Here is a 16,844-nt window from a genome sequence, read left to right as displayed (position 1 = left end):
AACGCGCTCACGGAGGCTCCCTCTATGAATATCCTCTGCAGGGTTGTCCCTGCATAAGGTATTCGGTGCTGAGGCCCCGTTGGATGGGCTACATCTTGGCGCCGGCAAAACCGTTCTGCCGCCAGGCTTCGAAAACGGCGATCGAGGCGGCGTTGGCAAGATTGAGCGAGCGCAGCGACGGCCTCATCGGAAGGCGCACGCGTGCGGTGACATGCGGATCCTGCTTCAGCCACTCCGGAAGGCCCACGGATTCTGGTCCGAACATCAGAACATCGCCCTCGCGGTATTCGATGTCGGTATAGGACGTCTCGCCGTCGGAGGTGTAGGCGAATACTCTTTCGGGCTGAAGGGCCTCCCACGCGGCCTCGATGTCTTTGTGCACGGTGACCACGGCGAGGTCGTGGTAGTCAAGGCCCGCACGGCGAAGCTTGGCATCGGAAAAATCGAAGCCAAGGGGCTCCACCAGGTGAAGCTCGGCGCCCGTGATGGCGGCGAGGCGGATGGCGTTGCCGGTATTGCCCGGGATTTCTGGAGTGTGGAAGAGGATGCGGAACACCGTCCCATCTTAGTCAGCCGCGCCTTGGACGACCGAAAACGACCACGTAGGTCAGTGCATGCCTCGAAGCAGCCGTGCCAGCACCGGTACAACCACCGTGTTCGGCGCCGGCCCCGAACTGAGGAATTGCTTCAGGCCCCGGACAAGCCCGGCTCCATTAACTATCTCAACGGCGCCACCGTCGTGGCCCTTGCCGTACTGGTCAATGACGGGCTCATGCAGGTTGCCGTCGGGACCATGCAGAACTACCCAGCCGGTGACGTTAAGCTCCGGGAAGATCTCCTGCATGTGGCGGACGATGTGGGCCAGTTGCGGGGGAGCAACAGAGCGTCCGCCATGCCGGAGGGCATGTCCGTCCCAGGCGTAGGCACCTTTGGGCAGCAGCATGGAGCCGACCAACGCCAACCTGTAGCCGGACAGGACCGCGTGGTCGATGTGGTTGTTGTCCGACGGCGAGCGCAGCCCGTTGATCAGGCGCGCAGCCGGTATGGCGGGGAGGACTTGCCTGCTGATGAGCTGGACAGTGCGCATTTCGCGTTGGATGCGGGCCTCGGCGCCGAAGATGCCGCGCTTGCGGGGGAGTCCGTGGACTTGTTGGGCTGCCTCCGCCGCCGAAATAAGGGGGACCTCGCGGGGGTCGTCAAACGCGGGAACGTACACCGGCGGGTCGCCCGCGGTGTTGCGTTGTGTTTGGGGCCGCTTGATGTTGGTGGTGGCAGACGGTCCTGGCGCAGCAGTGCCCGTGTAGTCTCCGGGTCGTGCCTGGGCGCGTCCGGAGGTTCCACTGGCGTACCGGCGGTCGTATTCGGCCCTGCGCTGGGGGTCGATGAGTGTCTCGTAGGCGAGAGTCACGCGCCGGAACATCTCCGCCTCTCCGCCGTGATCGGGGTGGGCTTTCCGGGCAGCCTTGCGGTAGGCGACTTTGATCTCCTTGTCCGTCGCGGTGACGGCTACACGGAGAACCTGATAATGCGAACTGCTGCCCTCGGCCAAGCACGGGCCCTTCTCTAGGATGACTGCCGCTCCATGGGGGCGGGTACTGGCAAGTTTATCCAGCCACTATGTGAACGTCGGCACCGGGGCACGTGGTTCCCGGCTGGCATAATTCGGGCTGTGACTCATCCGGAACATTCCCTGACCTTCAGAGAGGACGGGAAAATTGCGCTGGCCGTAAACCCTGCGGCCTCTTTTGGCCGCTCCCGCGGTGTGGGGGACCGGGCCGCAGAGTACTTTCGCGCCGCTGGCCGGGCCGTCGTCGTTCTTCAAGCTGACGGCTATGGCTCCCTGGGGAAGCTTGTGGAGCAGGCTCTGGCCGCAGACACGCAGGTGGTTGCGCTGGTAGTGGTTGGTGGGGATGGAATGGTTCATCTGGGCGTGAATGCGCTCGCCGGGCTGCAGATACCGCTTGGCATTATTCCCACCGGCACAGGCAACGATGTGGCCAGGCTTTTGGCGTTGCCGCTGGAGAGCACCGTTGAGGCTTGCCAGCGGGTCCTTGACGCCTTGGACGCGGGTGGGCGGAGGATCGACGTCGGCAGGGTCCGGGCTTGTGGACGGACCACATATTTCGCCGGGGTGTTGTCTGCCGGTTTCGACGCCGCCGTCAACGAACGCGCCAATTCCTGGCGCTGGCCGCGGGGGAAAAGCCGTTACAACCTGGCGATGCTGCGGGAGCTCGGTTCTTTCCGCCGCATTGAATACACAGTGATTGCCGACGGCATGCGCTGGAGCCAAGCTGCGCTGCTGATTTCGGTGGCGAACGGGCAATCCATCGGCGGTGGCATGCGGATCACCCCGGACGCATTGCCGGACGACGGGTGGCTGGACCTGTTTATGGTGAAGCCTCTATCGCGGCTGAAGTTTCTGTCCATCTTCCCGAAGGTCTTCGCCGGGAAGCACACAGGCCGGCCCGAGGTGGACATCCGCCGGGTCCGGAGTGTGCGCTTGGAGGCCGAAGGCGTGGTGGCCTACGCGGATGGCGAGCGCTTGGCATCACTGCCAGTGGACGTCGACGTCCTTCCGCTTGCGCTGCGTGTCCTTGCGTAGCGGGCGGCTAGACTCGGACGCGGCAGGCACAGGCAGGGTGCGGGACTCAAGGCGGGAGCAACAGGTGGCGTTCAATGTTCGACGGCGGCTGGCGGGGCCGGTTGCCCTTGGAACCATTGGCGTCGTGCTGGCCGCCTGCAGCGTAAACGTGCCCGACCCCTCGGCGCCGAAGCCGTCGCCGTCGGAGTCGACTCTCGCTACCCCCACCATTACCCCGGGGCACGATGCGGACGCCGTGGCTGCGAAGGATCTGCCCTTGGCAGCCGGCGGGACGTTGGCTGCGGGTGATCCTGTGACGGTGGCCAGCAAGTTGGAGGAGGTTCCTGGTTGGTCCGTGGTGCACTCAGGTCTGCAGGGAGAGGACCTGTACAGGAAATCGGATGGGTGCACGCTTTCGGCGAGGGTCAGCGTCAATCAGGGTCCCTTGGTTGTGGCCGGTGATGATGCCGCGTCCACCAAGGCCCTGTTCCATTACCTGGATGCAGGAATTGACGCGGAGAATCTTAAGCCTGCGTCGTTGCGGTGGGGCCAGGACTCCGACAAGCCGCAGCACAGCGTGGAGTTCCTGGCTTTGGAGTCTTCCGCCGCTACGGGGGCCAAGCCGGTTGTTGTGTTGGCCAGGCTGTTCAGCGCCCCGGCATCCTCTGTGTACATTTCTTTGGCCTGCCCGGACGATGCAACCCTGGCGAAGGCCCGTGCCGACGTCGAGGCCAAGTTGGCAGTGATTCCGCCGTCCTAGGGTTGCTACCGGGCGCGCGCTGTTGCCAGGCGGTTCAAGGCCAGTGCGCCCACCAGCAGGCCGAAGTCCCGCAGGGCGACATCGAAGAATGAGCCCAGCACCAGGAGATTGATGATGATCCCCAGCAGCCAGGCAGCTACCACCAGGGAGCCCCATCGTGGACGGAGCGCGACTGTTATGCCGGCGATGACCTCCACGACGCCCACTCCATACATGAATGTTTGCGCCGGGACGGGAATGACCGTGGTCGCGACGGGGGCCAGGTAGATCGTCCAATCGGTGAGAATGTTGGTGAATTTATCGAGCCCGAAGACCACGGGGGCGATCGTGAACACCGTCCTGAGCAGGACAAAAACCTGATTCGCGGGCCCTTGTAGGGTTGTCGCCTTCGAAGCTGCTGTTGCTGTGTACATGACGCTTCCTTTCTAAAAGTAGGTTCTATGATTTTAGAACTCCCGCCTGTACTAAAGCAATGGATCTTGTTTTTAGAGATATCCTGTGGAGATGAACACATCGGGTCTTTCCTGGACCAAGCGAATTGCGGCTGTGGCCACCCTTGGCGACGAACACCGCCGCCGGATCTACGAATACGTTCTGGGCGCCGGGGAAGCTGTAAGCCGGGACGAGGCTGCGGGAGCCATGGATCTTCCGCGCAGTACGGCGTCCTTCCACTTGGACAGGCTGGTGCGTGAGGGAATCCTCCGGGTGGAATTCAGGAAACCCGCGCACAAGGCCGGACCGGGGTCAGGCCGGCCGTCAAAGCTGTACAGCCCTGACCTTCAGGAGGTTGGAGCCTCTGTTCCCGATCGGAACTATGACCTTGCCGGGCATCTGATGGCAGAAGCGATTTCACGCTCCACCTCCGAAGGGGTTCCAGTGGGAGCGGCTTTGCTTGATGTGGCCGAAGACCAGGGGCGGGAATCAGGTAAGCCCGATGACCTGCTGGGCGCACTGAAGGAATTGGGGTACGTGCCGTCCGCGGATCAATCCGGGGGATACCGGCTGCTCAATTGCCCCTTCCACCGATTGTCGCAAGAGCATGAGGACGTGGTGTGCACCATGAACGGTGCGTTCCTCCGGGGCGTGGCTTCCGGCTCGGGTTCCCGGGCCGATTGCGTGGTGCCTGATCCGGGCACGGGACATTGCTGTGCGCGTATTGCCGCCATGGAGGACAGCGCTGAGTCGTGAGCTTCGGGCATCGGTAGAATGGCAAGGTGCCTGTATACCTTGACCACGCCGCCACAACGCCCCTTTCGGCTGAGGCGCTTGCCGTCATGACGCGTGAGCTGGCGAGGACAGGAAACCCGTCCTCCCTGCATGGTGCCGGACGGCGGGCCCGACGGGCCGTTGAGGACGCCCGCGAAACCCTGGCCGCAGCGGCAGGCGCCCATCCCTCGGAAGTGATCTTCACCTCCGGCGGAACAGAAGCCGACAACCTGGCCGTCAAGGGTCTCTACTGGGCCCGCCGCGACGAAAACCCGCGCCGGACCCGGATACTTTGTTCCGCCGTCGAGCATCACGCGGTCATGGACACCGTCGAATGGCTTGAGCGCCACGAAGGAGCGGAAGTTACCTGGCTTCCCGTTGATGGCGAAGGCGTGGTCCGGCTCGACGCCGTGCGTCAGGAAATCGCGCGGGACCCAGGAACGGTTGCCCTGGTAACCGTGATGTGGGCCAACAATGAAGTCGGCACCATCCAGCCCATCCCCGAAATCGTTGAACTGGCCACAGCGCACGGCATTCCGGTCCACTCCGATGCCGTCCAGGCGTTCGGATCCGTTCCCCTTGACTTCCGGGCCTCCGGCCTTTCCGCCATGTCCGTGTCGGGGCACAAACTGGGTGGCCCCGTAGGCGTTGGCGCGCTGTTCCTGGGCAGGGCGGTGAAGCTGACTCCCGTCCAGCACGGCGGCGGCCAGGAGCGCGACGTCCGCTCGGGAACTTTGGATACACCTGCCATTGCCGCTTTCGCCGCTGCGGCAGAAGCCGTGACAGCAAAGTTGCCGAAGGAGCAGGAGCGGCTGGCGACTTTGCGGGACCGCCTTATCAGCGGAGTCCTGGAAGCCGTCCCTGATGCCGTGCTCCGTGGGGCCGAGGGCGGTTTGAGGCTTCCCGGCAACGCCCACTTCACCTTCCCGGGTTGTGAAGGCGACTCGCTGCTGTTCCTGCTGGATCTGGCGGGCGTGGAGTCCTCGACTGGTTCGGCGTGCACAGCCGGTGTGCCGCGGCCCTCGCATGTCCTGCTGGCGATGGCCCTGGACGAGGATACCGCCCGTGGCGCCCAGAGATTCACCTTGGGGCATACTTCCACCGAAGCTGATGTCGATGCCCTCCTGAAGGCACTTCCGGAGGCCTGCTCCAGGGCGCGCCAAGCCGGCATGGCCGGTCATGAGTCGTCCATCCAAACCGCTGCAACGCAGGCCCGCCGGGGCGTCGCCTAGCCCTTCTCGCAGGTAGTGACCTATTCCGGCAGCAATTCTTCCAAGGCAACGCCAGGGTCTGTGAGGCGCTTGACATCCACCGCTACGCGACGGGAGATCAACGACTTGATGGGTTTCTGGACACGCCGTTGGTTGACGTTCATTCCAGCAACTACCCGGTCCTGCCTGAGCCAGAACGCGATGAAGCTGCCGTCCTCCATTGCGCCGCGGAACACCGGCGAAGTCCCCGAAGCCAGCGACGGGTAGCCGGAGTACTCCATGCTGACCGTGAACTGGTCCGTGTAGAAATATGGCACCACATCCAGCACTGCGTCCTGTCCCATCATGGACCTGGCAGCTACTTTTCCGCCGTTGAGGGCATTGGCCCAGTGTTCACTCCGTTGATGCTCACCCGTGAAAGGGTGAAGGGCGTTCGCTACGTCCCCGGCGGCCAGGACATCCGTGGCGCTGGTATTCAGGCCGGCATCAACAAGGATTCCATTTCGTACGGCCAGGCCCGCAGTTTCTGCCAGGGCCGTGTCCGGTACGACGCCCACTGCAATGATGACGACGTCGGCGGGAAGGGTTTCGCCGGAATCGGTAAGGACCGCTGTGGCCCGTCCGTCCCGGCCTTCAATTGCCGCCGCGCTGGCAGGCAGGCGGAAGCTGACGCCCTGGTCCTCATGCACTTGGCGGAAGAACTTGCCCAACTCCGGTCCAATGGCAGCGCTCAATGGGATGTCTTCCAGACCCAGAAGGGTCACCTGGTTTCCATACGTCCTCGCTGCAGCCGCCAGTTCCATGCCGATCCACCCTGAACCGACCATGACGACGTTCTTTCCTCCGCCTGCCAGGAGTGATTGCAGTTTGAGGCTGTCATTGAAGGTCCGGAACGTCATGACCCCGTCGAGGTCCGCTCCGGGAAGCGGAATTCTGCGGGGCTGGGCTCCTGTGGCGATCAGCAGTTTGCTGTACTGAAGCGTCCGGCCGTCATCCAGTGCCACAGTGTGGCGTCCCGGATCGAGACCGCCGGCTGAAACGCCAAGGAGGAGTTCGACGTCGTTCTCCTGGTACCAAGGTGCCGGCACCACCTCCACGGAATCCGCGTCGGCCTTTCCCAGGAGGAACTCCTTGGAAAGGGGAGGGCGAATGTAAGGGGTCCGCGTTTCGGTCATAAGCAAGGTGACCGCGCCCGCGTAGCCTTCGGTCCGAAGCGTCTTGGCGGCGGTTGCGCCTGCAAGCCCACCCCCGGCAATGACTATATGTTCGTTTGCCATGTCAGCTCGATTCTAAAACCAGTAAATTTGACTTTAGAAGCCTGCGGTGGGTCCGTCAAGGGAATTTCCTGCCAGCGTGGTATCGCACGCTAGAATGGATGGGCGTCCACGGCTGTCACCAGCCGAAGAGGTTGCCCGATCACTTCATACAGAAAGCCAGCATGCGAGTACTTGCAGCAATGAGCGGCGGAGTGGACTCCGCCGTAGCCGCCGCCCGGGCCGTTGAGGCCGGGCACGACGTCGTGGGGGTTCACCTCGCGTTGTCCCGCATGCCTGGAACCCTGCGCACCGGCAGCCGGGGCTGCTGCACGATTGAGGACTCCCGCGATGCCTGGCGGGCTTGCGATGTCCTGGGGATTCCCTATTACGTCTGGGACTTTTCCGAGCGTTTCAAGGAAGACGTCGTCCAGGATTTCATTGACGAATACGCCGCCGGACGGACACCGAACCCTTGCATGCGGTGCAACGAGCGCATCAAGTTCGCCGCCTTGCTGGAGAAGGCGATCGCCCTTGGCTTCGATGCCGTCTGCACCGGGCACTACGCCAAGGTGATCGAGGACGCCGACGGCAACCGCGAACTCCACCGTGCTGCCGACTGGGCGAAGGACCAGAGCTACGTCCTTGGCGTCCTGACCCATGAGCAGCTCAAGCACTCCATGTTCCCGCTGGCGGACACGCCGTCCAAGGCCGAGGTTCGCGCGGAGGCTGAGAGGCGCGGCTTGTCCGTGGCCAATAAGCCTGACAGCCATGACATCTGCTTCATTTCCGACGGCGACACCCGCGGCTGGCTGGCGGAAAAAATCGAGATGACCACCGGCGACATCGTTGATGAAACCGGCACCAAGGTCGGCGAGCACCCTGGTGCCAACGCGTTCACGGTCGGTCAGAGGCGCGGCCTGAAGCTGGGAACCCCGGCCGCTGACGGCAAGCCCCGGTTCGTCCTGGAGATCCGCCCCAAGGAAAACAAGGTGGTTGTGGGCCCCGAAGCCCTCCTGGCCATCGACGAGATCCGCGGCATAAAGGTTTCCTGGGCCGGCGTGCCGATCTCCGAGGTCGCCACCGGCGAGGGGTTCGAGTGCCACGCCCAGGTCCGCGCCCACGGAGATCCCGTTCCGGCAGTCGCGTACGTGGAAGCTGTCGAGGACGAATCCGGTGTTGAACGGGCTGAGCTCGTAGTGACCCTGAACGACCCCCTGCGTGGCGTGGCTCCCGGCCAAACCGTGGTCCTCTACCAGGGCAGCCGGGTTTTGGGACAGGCAACCATCGACGCCGCCCGCTCACTCCAGCGGGCAGCCCTCTAGGGCCATTGCCTCCGGAAAGCCCCGCCTCCATACTGGGCTAAGCAGCGCTTCCGCTGCGGTGTTTGGGGTCCGCATTCGGGACGGCGATGACTGTGGCATTTCCAAAGAAGAGCCCGGGAGACATCAAAGCCGGGCAGATGGTCTCCTTGACAGTCCTTGCCGAGGGGCCAATAGGTACCGCCGGGGAACCACCGCTGACCGCACAGGTCCGCATCCCGGTTGAACGCCTGCGACGCGGTCCCACCGGTCACCGCTATGCCGTCCACATCCGTAAATGGCGGGGGACCACAGTATCCCCGGTGAGCCTGACCTTGCCCGGGGATCCCTGGCAATTAATCTCGGAACCACCGCCGGTCGGCCTTCGCGAACTCCTGGATGACACGCGCTTCCTTGCACAGCACGTCTACGGCGTGGCGATGAGCACCCTGGAGATCTTCGAGTCCACGCTCGGCAGGCGCATGCCGTGGAATCCGGAGGGGCGCGTGGTGCTCAAGGCCCGCGACCTCGTGACAGCCACCGATACCGGGTACGAGCGCGGGACCAACATCATCCGCTTCGGGTCGGTGGACCGGATGGGCTACAAGGTACCCACCGCGCTGTACCGGGACATTGTTGCCCATGAAGTCACCCACGCGATCCTGGACGGCTTCAGGCCCGCCTGGGCTGACCAGATGGCCACCATGGAGCAGTTGGCCATGCACGAGGCCTTGGCGGACATCGTGGCCATCCTCTCCGTGTTCTCGTCCAAGGAAGTCGTGTACCGCCAACTCGAAGCGGCAGCCGGGGGCTTCGAAGCAGGGCAGACGGCTGATGACCTGGTCCTGATGCGTTCCCTGTTCGACTTCGCCCGGGACCTCTTCGCCCGAGGGCCGTTGCGCGAGCCGTTTGTCGGCGCCGTACCTGAAGGTTGGCAAGAGTTGCCTGAGCCCCACGCTCGCGGTGCCGTGGTGGTAGGTGCGGTGCTCCGGGCAGTCCAGCGTTTGTGGTCCGAAAGGAACGCCCGTTACGGGGAGTTCCACAGCCTCCAGCAGAAGGCCGAATCGGGTTCGATCGTGGCCACCAGAATCCTCCGGATGGTGATCCGTGGACTCTCCTACATGCCGCCGGTGGACGTTTCCTGGCGCGATATGCTCCGCGGCATCATAGCCGCAGACCTGGACATGGTTCCCGACGACATCTACGGGTACCGCGAGGCACTCCAATCCGAGTTCTCGGCCATCGGCATCCGTAGGGTCTCCTTGAACAACATCAGCGGAGTGGACTACTACCAGGGGCTCCGCTATCCGGTCCGCCTCTCAGCGTTGGGGTCCGATCCCCAGGAGGTGCAGCGCTTCGTCTGGGAAAACCCGCGGCTCCTCGAGGCAGCCCGCCTTGAACGGAGGACGCCGCTGAGCTCCACGCGTGTCCGTACCTCCGAGCGTGTATCTCCGGACGGATTCATTATTTCCGAGATTGGTGCCTCCTTCATCCAAACCGTGCGGATGAGCCGGAAAGAGGCCTATGTGCGTCTCGGGGTGAAGACCCGGCGCGACTTTGTAGATGTCCGCGGAGGAGGACTGTTGAGGTTCGACGCCGGTGGTCGCCTCGTGTACGCCGCGCTTAAGCCGGTGATGGACAGGGAGCGCCAAGGCCAGCTGTTTGGCTCGGACCAGCAGCATGAAGCTGAAGAAGCGGCATCATCCGGAGTGCGCAACAAGTTCCACGGCACGGGAGACTAGCACTGGAAGTTCAGGCACCCCATGCAGCTTTGCGGGCAGTCCGGGAGGCCTCCAGTTGTGCGACTTGGTCGAAACCGCCGGCTTTCAGTCCTTTGCTGACTTGCTTGAGGAGGTCCGCACGCGCCAGGGTTCCATCACCGCGCAGGCTCTTGATGAGGTTGTAGGTAAAAGCGCCGTTGTACCTGCCTTCCATCAAGGCATCGGCGGCCGTTTGATCAGATCTGCAGGCTGCCATGAGGACCGGCGTGGACAACTTCGCCAGCTTCAGCATGTCACGCAACGTGCGGGTTTCGAGGTCTTCGTTCAGGATGACGGCCCGGGGAGTGGGGGCAGGCAGGAAGCGCGGCCGCCTGCCCGGGATCAGGTCGAGGGACTTCAAACCGGTACCGCTGTGGCAGGTGTCGAGCAGGACATCCATCAGGATGCCCTCCGGAAGGCGGCCGAAGGCGGCGGCCAGTTCGTCGTCGGAAATGACCGTGTCAGGATCCCAAGCGTCACCGGTGTTGTTGATGTCGTGGCAGGCGAATGCTTCGTCGAGGCTGTCGTCCTCGTCACCGCTCGTGTCCGGGATTTGCGTGCCGTGGCTGGAGAAAGTGAAGACGATGTGCTGCAGGTTGCCGGCTACGGCAGCATCCACCAGCTTGTTCAGTTCAGCCATCACCGCTTTTTTGCCGGCTTCGGCATCCCTTAGCAATGTGATCTGCGATCCCGGAAAGCCGTAGCTTCCTTCCAGGAGGCCCGCCAGGTCTTCGGCATCGTTGACGCAGCCGTGAAGCCAGCTGGACTGTGGAAGGTACTTGAATTCGTTGATCCCCACACACAGGGCTGCCTTGTCCATGAGCCTGACTTTCAAAGTGTTATCCAGCAGTTGAGCACCCGGGATAAACCATATTCCCGTCCTACCCGTCCGGCAATGCTCCAAGGTGGCGGCAGAAGCTACTGGAAAGTAAATTTTGTGTCTCAAATCACCAAAATGAGGGTTCGCCTGCTTCGAAGTCTGGTTGAATCGAGGCACTAAGAGTGTGCTCCGTCACAAATATCCCACGGCGGAGCATCGAATCCATCGAACAGAAGGTTCACCAGATGGCACTGAACAAGAAGGCCCTGCACGGCGTTATCGCGCTGGCGGGCATCTCCGCATTCGCCTTAACGGCATGCACGGGTCCCTCCGGAGGCGGCTCCTCGTCGGCGCCGGCAGCTGCGGGCCCCATCGCCTACGGCACAACTGACAAAGTCACCTCACTGGACCCCGCAGGATCCTATGACAACGGTTCATTCATGGTGATGAACCAGATCTATTCCTTCCTCCTCAATTCCAAGCCCGGTGGCGCGGAACCCGTGCCGGACCTCGCCGAATCGTCGTCCTTCACCGCCCCCTCCGAATACACCGTCAAGCTCAAGTCCGGGCTGAAGTGGGCCAACGGCCACACCTTGGATTCCAAGGACGTGAAGTTCTCCTTCGACCGCCAGGTAGCCATCAACGATCCCGCCGGTCCTGCATCGCTTCTGACGAACATCGAGAGCGTCAGCGCCCCCGATGCCACCACAGTGGTGTTCAAGCTCAAGAATGCCAACGATCAGACTTTCAGCCAGATCCTCAGCAGCCCTGCCGCACCGATCGTCGATGACGAGGTCTTCCCGGCAGACAAGGTCCTCTCCGACGACGAGATCATCAAGGCGAACGCGTTCTACGGCCAATACACCATTGACAGCTACAAGAAGAACGAACTCGTCAGCTTCAAAGCCTTCGCCGATTACAAGGGTGTCCTTGGGAAGCCGGCCAATGATGCAGCCACCATCAAGTACTACGCCAGCCCCACCAACCTGAAGCTGGAAATCCAGCAGGGCGCCATCGACGTCGCCTTCCGCAGCCTGAGCGCCACGGACATCGACGACCTCCGCAAGGATTCCAAGGTCAAGGTACTCACAGGACCGGGCGGCGAGATCCGCTACATCACCTTCAACTTCGACACCATGCCGTTCGGTACCAAGGCAACAGGAGCAGACCCGGCAAAGGCGCTGGCAGTGCGCCAGGCAGTCGCCAACCTCGTGGACCGCCAGGCCATCGCCGACCAGGTCTACAAGGGCACCTACCTGCCCCTCTACTCCAACGTCCCCAGCGGATTCCTCGGCGCCAACGAGTCCTTCAAGGATGCTTACGGCGATGCCGGCAAGCCGAGCCTGGACAAGGCCAAGAAAGTCCTCACCGAAGCGGGAATCACTGACAAGGTCGCCTTGAACCTGCAGTACAACCCGGACCACTACGGCGGATCCTCAGGTGACGAGTACGCCATGATCAAGGAGCAGCTGGAAAAGTCCGGTCTCTTCACGGTGAATCTCCAGTCCACCGAATGGGTCACTTACAGCAAGGCCAGCCGTGCCGACGAGTACCCGCTGTTCCAGTTCGGGTGGTTCCCCGACTTCAGCGATGCCGATAACTACCTCACTCCGTTCTTCCCGGAGGGCGGCTTCCTCAAGAACCACTACAACAACCCCGCGGTGAACGACCTCATCGGCAAGCAGCTCACCGAAGCCGACAAGACCAAGCGTGAAGCGGACATCAAGGACGTCCAGAACGCGCTGGCAAAGGACATCTCCACTCTGCCCCTGCTCCAAGGTGCCCAGGTGGCCGTTGTCGGCAGCGGCGTGAACGGCGTCGACAAGACGCTGGACCCGTCCTTCAAGTTCCGCCTCGGAACAGTGTCCAAGTAGCAGGTGTCCAAGTAAGACCGTTCAAGTAACAACGGACTCTGTGATGGGGGAGGCGGGACACTGATCCAGTGTCCCGCCTCCCTTGCTGACCACCATCGTGGACGGCACGTATCAGCCAATCCCGCGCAATCCACGGGCAGGAAATACAGGTAACAATGACAACAGTTATAGAAGTACCCGAGGCGGAGCCCGGGATCGTTGCTCCAAAGAGCAAATCCAAAGGCGGGGGAGGCCTCGGAAGGTACATCGTGATCCGGTTCTTCCTGATCATCCCCACAGTCTTCATTCTGGTAACGCTGGTGTTCTTCCTGATGAGGGTCATCGGCGACCCCATCACGGCAGCACAAGGCGGCCGGCTTCCCCCGGATGTCCTCGCCCAGCGGATCCACGACGCCGGTTATGACCGGCCGGTCCTGGTGCAGTATTTCGAATATCTTGGCCAGTTGATCACCGGAAACTTCGGCACCACCATCACTGACCGACGACCGGTCGTGGAGGTGCTCACCACCTTCGGGGCAGCCACGCTGGAGCTCTCCATCAACGCCCTGATCGTCGCGCTCGCCGTCGGTATCCCCTTCGGCCTCATCGCCGCCCAACACCGGGACAAGATGCCGGACGCCTTCCTGAGGTTCTTTGCGATCCTTTGCTACGCAACGCCGGTGTTCTTCTCGGGCCTGCTGCTGAAGCTGACCTTCTCGGTGTGGCTCGGCTGGTTCCCTGTAGCGGGACGGGCATCAACGCGGACTGAACTGACCATGAGCGGCCTCGCGGCGCCGTCGGGAATTTACTGGCTGGACGCCATCCGCAGCGGAAACTTCACGGCGCTTGGCGACGTCGTTTCCCATGCCGTCCTCCCGGCGATCGCCCTTGGCTTGCTCACCGCCGGTGTCTTCCTGCGGCTTGTCCGCACCAACGTGATCGGCACCCTGGGCAAGGACTACATCGAGGCAGGGCGTTCAAGGGGCGTCAGCGAGTTCCGGCTCGTGACCAAACATGCCTACAAGCCCGCGCTCATCCCCATCATCACCGTGATGGGCCTGCAGATCGCGCTCATGCTCGGAGGAGCAATCCTTACTGAGACAACCTTCGAATGGAAAGGTCTTGGATACCAACTTGTCCAATACCTCAATGCCCGTGACTTCGTCGCAGTACAGGGCATCGTGGTCCTGTTGGCCATCATCGTGGCCGTCACCAACTTCATCGTGGACATCATCGCCGCGCTCATCGACCCCCGAGTGAGGTACTGACCATGAGCACCCCAACACTCACTCCACCCAGGCAGCCGCTTTTCTCCCGGCTCCCCGTGATCTCGCACCTCAAGAAGAGCGTTGGCCTCCAACGGGGCATGCTCATCGTCGGCGTAGTCCTCAGTGGGCTGTTCATCCTCACGAGCATCTTCGCGCCCCTGCTGGCCCCGTACGGGTACTCGCAGCTCAGCGACGCCTCAGGTTCCTTCCCAACACAGGAAGCCCCCGGCGGGAAACATCTGCTGGGAACCACCGTTGGCGGCTACGACGTCTTGTCGCGGGTTATCTGGGGTTCCCAGACAGCGGTGACTGTCATCATTGTCTCCGTTGCCATGTCACTGTTCCTCGGCGTCGCCCTTGGCCTGCTCAGCGGGTACTTCGGCGGGTGGCTCGACCGGATCCTGGTAGTGGTGGCAGATGCCATCTACGCCTTCCCCACGTTGCTCCTGGCGATCGTCATTTCCATCGTCATCAGCCGCGGGCAGTCCAGTTTCTGGGGCGGCATCTTTTCCTGTGCCTTCTCCATCACCGTGGTGTTCGTGCCGCAGTATTTCCGGGTGATACGTGCCGAGACCATCAGGCTCAAGGCCGAACCGTTCGTTGAATCGGCCAAGGTTCTTGGTGCCTCCAGCATGCGCATCATTGGTCGCCACATTTTCAAGAATGCCACCCGAACCCTGCCCCTGATGTTCACCCTGAACGCCTCCGAAGCGATCCTCACCCTGGCAGGCCTGGGCTTCCTCGGTTTCGGCATCGAGCCCACCTCTGCCGCGGAGTGGGGATTCGACCTCAACAAGGCATTGGCAGATACCTCGTCCGGTATTTGGTGGACCGGTGTCTTCCCCGGTATCGCGATAGTGCTCACCGTCCTTGGCCTCACGCTGGTGGGCGAGAGCATCAATGACCTCAACGATCCCCGGATCCGGGGACGCAAACGCGCCGGTGCAACACCAGGGACTCCCAAAACACCGGGAAGTCCAACATCACCGGGAACACCGTCCACAACGGCAGAGGCAGGCACGCCATGACCACCAACCTTGGACATGTTTCGGACCAGGCGCCCGCAGGGCAGCCAGTCCTCACCATTGACCGTCTCCAAGTCACCTTCGCCACCGACGGCGGAGATGTACACGCCGTCAAGGACGTCAGCCTGGAGGTGAACCCCGGCGAGGTCGTCGCGATCGTGGGGGAGTCCGGTTCCGGCAAGACGGTGACGGCAAAGACCATCCTTGGCCTTCTCCCGGAAACAGCCATCAGTTCGGGCGCAGTAGTGATCAACGGAAACAACGTGATCAGCGTCAGCAAGTCAGGGCTTCGGAAGATCCGCGGCCGCGACGTCGCCATGGTGTTCCAGGAGCCCTCGACGGCCTTGAACCCGGTCTTCACTGTTGGCTGGCAGATCGCCGAAGGCATCCGTGCACATGCAAGCGACGGCCGGCGCATCTCCGCCAAGGAAGCGAAACAGCGGGCCACGGAGGCCCTCCGGAAAGTGGGCATCCCCGACCCGGAAACGCGTGTCAACTACTACCCCCACCAGTTCTCCGGTGGGCAGAAACAGCGTGTGGTCATTGCTGCGGCGCTCGCCTTGGACCCGGGGTTGATCGTGGCCGACGAGCCCACAACGGCCTTGGACGTCACGGTACAGGCCGAAATCCTTCAGCTGCTGCGGGACCTGAGGGACAACTACGGGACCTCGATCGTGCTCATCACGCACAACATGGGTGTGGTGGCCGACCTCGCTGACCGGGTAGTGGTGATGTACCAAGGCGATGTGGTGGAGGAAGCTCCCTCCAAGGTCCTTTTCGCCGAACCACGGCAGGAGTACACGCGAAACCTCCTTGCCGCCGTACCCCACCTGGGCCGCAACTCGGCCTCCGAAGGAGCCCGCGGCCGGCTCCACCAGGACGGAAAGGTCCTGGTGGAGGCCAGGAACCTCACCATCGAATACCCTGGCCGGTTTGGCAGGCACGGATTCAAAGCCGTGGACAACGTCAGTTTTACCGTCTCGGAGAACGAGGTCTTTGGCCTGGTGGGAGAGTCGGGCTCCGGCAAGTCAACCATCGGACGGGCCATCGCCGGGCTGAACAGGACAACGGGCGGCAGCCTCAAGGTCCTGGGCTACGAAATGCTGGACTTCAAGGAGCGGAGCTTCCGTCCGCTGCGCAAGGAGATCGGCTTCGTCTTCCAGGATCCGGCAGCGTCCTTCAACCCGCACCTCACCATCGGTGAGTGCGTGGCGGAGCCTCTGATGATCCATACCAAGCCGGGCGCGGCGGAGGCGAGGAAAAAGGTTGGTGAGTTGCTCGAGTCAGTCCAGTTGCCGGCGTCGTACGCGCAGCGGTACCCGCACGAGCTCTCCGGCGGTCAGCGCCAGCGCGCCTCCCTTGCGCGTTCCCTGGCGCTGAATCCCCGGCTTCTGATCGCCGACGAACCCACGTCCGCGTTGGATGTATCCGTGCAGGCCAAGGTACTGGACCTGTTCAAGGACATCCAGGAACAGTTCGGCTTCGCGGCGCTCTTCATCAGCCACGACCTCGCAGTGGTGGACATGTTGTCCCACTGGGTGGGCGTCTTGTACAAGGGACAGCTTGTGGAGCAGGGGATTGGCAACCACGTGATGGGGTCGCCGCAACACGAATACACCAAGCGGCTGATCGCCTCCTTGCCCGTGCCAGACCCTGAGGAACAAGCACGACGGCGGGAAGCGCACCGGGCGCTTCTTGGCGGCTGACTCCGGCCCACAGCAGCAAGCAGAAAGGCACGCCCTCCTCCAGGGGGCGTGCCTTTCTGCGCGAACGGCCTATTTCTTTAGGGTCTATCCGAGGACATGC

15 protein-coding genes are annotated in these 16,844 nt (G+C 62.6%); 10 read left to right on the top strand and 5 right to left on the bottom strand.

Annotated elements, in window-relative coordinates:
- Positions 1-88: 88 nt before the first annotated feature.
- The gene (locus PJL15_RS10970; RefSeq protein WP_281451174.1) at positions 89-556 is read right to left on the bottom strand and encodes a tRNA (cytidine(34)-2'-O)-methyltransferase; all 468 of its coding nucleotides are present in this window, start codon (positions 554-556) and stop codon (positions 89-91) included.
- 51 nt (positions 557-607) lie between these two features.
- Positions 608-1,549: a J domain-containing protein gene (locus PJL15_RS10965; RefSeq protein ID WP_281451173.1), complete on the bottom strand. Its 942-nt coding sequence runs from the start codon at positions 1,547-1,549 to the stop codon at positions 608-610.
- A 120-nt stretch (positions 1,550-1,669) separates the two neighbouring features.
- Between PJL15_RS10965 and PJL15_RS10960 the strand changes: the two genes are divergently transcribed.
- The gene (locus PJL15_RS10960) at positions 1,670-2,602 is read left to right on the top strand and encodes a diacylglycerol/lipid kinase family protein (protein WP_281451172.1); all 933 of its coding nucleotides are present in this window, start codon (positions 1,670-1,672) and stop codon (positions 2,600-2,602) included.
- 64 nt (positions 2,603-2,666) lie between these two features.
- Entirely contained in the window at positions 2,667-3,341 is a 675-nt protein-coding gene (locus PJL15_RS10955; protein WP_281451171.1) for a hypothetical protein, read from the top strand.
- Between the two features lie 5 nt (positions 3,342-3,346).
- Here the strand turns inward: PJL15_RS10955 and PJL15_RS10950 are convergent, their stop codons facing one another.
- The gene (locus tag PJL15_RS10950; RefSeq protein WP_281451170.1) at positions 3,347-3,754 is read right to left on the bottom strand and encodes a hypothetical protein; all 408 of its coding nucleotides are present in this window, start codon (positions 3,752-3,754) and stop codon (positions 3,347-3,349) included.
- 91 nt (positions 3,755-3,845) lie between these two features.
- Here PJL15_RS10950 and PJL15_RS10945 point away from each other — a divergent pair, with 91 nt between their 5' ends.
- Both PJL15_RS10945 and PJL15_RS10940 read left to right on the top strand, forming a co-directional pair.
- On the top strand, positions 3,846-4,529 hold the full coding sequence (locus PJL15_RS10945; protein ID WP_281451169.1) for a helix-turn-helix transcriptional regulator: 684 nt from the start codon (positions 3,846-3,848) through the stop codon (positions 4,527-4,529).
- A 26-nt stretch (positions 4,530-4,555) separates the two neighbouring features.
- Complete coding sequence (locus tag PJL15_RS10940) at positions 4,556-5,779, top strand: cysteine desulfurase family protein (RefSeq protein ID WP_281451168.1); 1,224 nt, start codon at positions 4,556-4,558, stop codon at positions 5,777-5,779.
- Positions 5,780-5,799: 20 nt separating this feature from the next.
- Here the strand turns inward: PJL15_RS10940 and PJL15_RS10935 are convergent, their stop codons facing one another.
- Positions 5,800-7,035: an NAD(P)/FAD-dependent oxidoreductase gene (locus tag PJL15_RS10935; protein WP_281451167.1), complete on the bottom strand. Its 1,236-nt coding sequence runs from the start codon at positions 7,033-7,035 to the stop codon at positions 5,800-5,802.
- Between the two features lie 161 nt (positions 7,036-7,196).
- Between PJL15_RS10935 and mnmA the strand changes: the two genes are divergently transcribed.
- Positions 7,197-8,336 (top strand): tRNA 2-thiouridine(34) synthase MnmA, encoded by a 1,140-nt coding sequence (mnmA, locus tag PJL15_RS10930; RefSeq protein ID WP_281451166.1) that lies wholly within the window; start codon positions 7,197-7,199, stop codon positions 8,334-8,336.
- Positions 8,337-8,428: 92 nt separating this feature from the next.
- Positions 8,429-10,054: a hypothetical protein gene (locus PJL15_RS10925; protein ID WP_281451165.1), complete on the top strand. Its 1,626-nt coding sequence runs from the start codon at positions 8,429-8,431 to the stop codon at positions 10,052-10,054.
- Between the two features lie 10 nt (positions 10,055-10,064).
- Here the strand turns inward: PJL15_RS10925 and PJL15_RS10920 are convergent, their stop codons facing one another.
- Complete coding sequence (locus PJL15_RS10920; protein WP_281451164.1) at positions 10,065-10,892, bottom strand: caspase family protein; 828 nt, start codon at positions 10,890-10,892, stop codon at positions 10,065-10,067.
- Positions 10,893-11,137: 245 nt separating this feature from the next.
- Between PJL15_RS10920 and PJL15_RS10915 the strand changes: the two genes are divergently transcribed.
- The 4 genes from PJL15_RS10915 (at position 11,138) to PJL15_RS10900 (ending at position 16,744) form a co-directional block, all read left to right on the top strand.
- A complete protein-coding gene (locus tag PJL15_RS10915; RefSeq protein WP_281451163.1) occupies positions 11,138-12,766 on the top strand; it encodes an ABC transporter substrate-binding protein in 1,629 nt (542 codons plus the stop codon).
- A 155-nt stretch (positions 12,767-12,921) separates the two neighbouring features.
- Positions 12,922-14,013, top strand: coding sequence for an ABC transporter permease (locus PJL15_RS10910; protein WP_281451162.1), 1,092 nt, complete (start codon positions 12,922-12,924; stop codon positions 14,011-14,013).
- A 2-nt stretch (positions 14,014-14,015) separates the two neighbouring features.
- Positions 14,016-15,041 carry an ABC transporter permease gene (locus PJL15_RS10905; protein ID WP_281451161.1) on the top strand — a complete coding sequence of 342 codons (1,026 nt, stop codon included), beginning with the start codon at positions 14,016-14,018 and terminating at the stop codon, positions 15,039-15,041.
- Positions 15,038-16,744 (top strand): dipeptide ABC transporter ATP-binding protein, encoded by a 1,707-nt coding sequence (locus PJL15_RS10900; RefSeq protein WP_281451160.1) that lies wholly within the window; start codon positions 15,038-15,040, stop codon positions 16,742-16,744. The genes PJL15_RS10905 and PJL15_RS10900 overlap by 4 nt, the downstream gene beginning before the upstream one ends.
- Positions 16,745-16,844: the final 100 nt, after the last annotated feature.

Source organism: Paenarthrobacter nitroguajacolicus, assembly GCF_029952445.1.
Lineage (GTDB): Bacteria > Actinomycetota > Actinomycetes > Actinomycetales > Micrococcaceae > Arthrobacter > Arthrobacter nitroguajacolicus_B.
The sequence above is the reverse complement of the archived record's forward strand: the minus strand, read 5'-3'. Positions and strand labels throughout refer to the sequence as shown.

Bases quoted from the DNA above. Each gene is read 5' to 3' on its own strand.
- PJL15_RS10950 (WP_281451170.1), bottom strand. From the start codon at position 3,754: ATGTACACAGCAACAGCAGCTTCGAAGGCGACAACCCTACAAGGGCCC.
- PJL15_RS10945 (WP_281451169.1), top strand. From the start codon at position 3,846: ATGAACACATCGGGTCTTTCCTGGACCAAGCGAATTGCGGCTGTGGCC.
- PJL15_RS10935 (WP_281451167.1), bottom strand. From the start codon at position 7,035: ATGGCAAACGAACATATAGTCATTGCCGGGGGTGGGCTTGCAGGCGCA.
- mnmA (WP_281451166.1), top strand. From the start codon at position 7,197: ATGCGAGTACTTGCAGCAATGAGCGGCGGAGTGGACTCCGCCGTAGCC.
- PJL15_RS10920 (WP_281451164.1), bottom strand. From the start codon at position 10,892: ATGGACAAGGCAGCCCTGTGTGTGGGGATCAACGAATTCAAGTACCTT.
- PJL15_RS10915 (WP_281451163.1), top strand. From the start codon at position 11,138: ATGGCACTGAACAAGAAGGCCCTGCACGGCGTTATCGCGCTGGCGGGC.
- PJL15_RS10910 (WP_281451162.1), top strand. From the start codon at position 12,922: ATGACAACAGTTATAGAAGTACCCGAGGCGGAGCCCGGGATCGTTGCT.
- PJL15_RS10905 (WP_281451161.1), top strand. From the start codon at position 14,016: ATGAGCACCCCAACACTCACTCCACCCAGGCAGCCGCTTTTCTCCCGG.
- PJL15_RS10900 (WP_281451160.1), top strand. From the start codon at position 15,038: ATGACCACCAACCTTGGACATGTTTCGGACCAGGCGCCCGCAGGGCAG.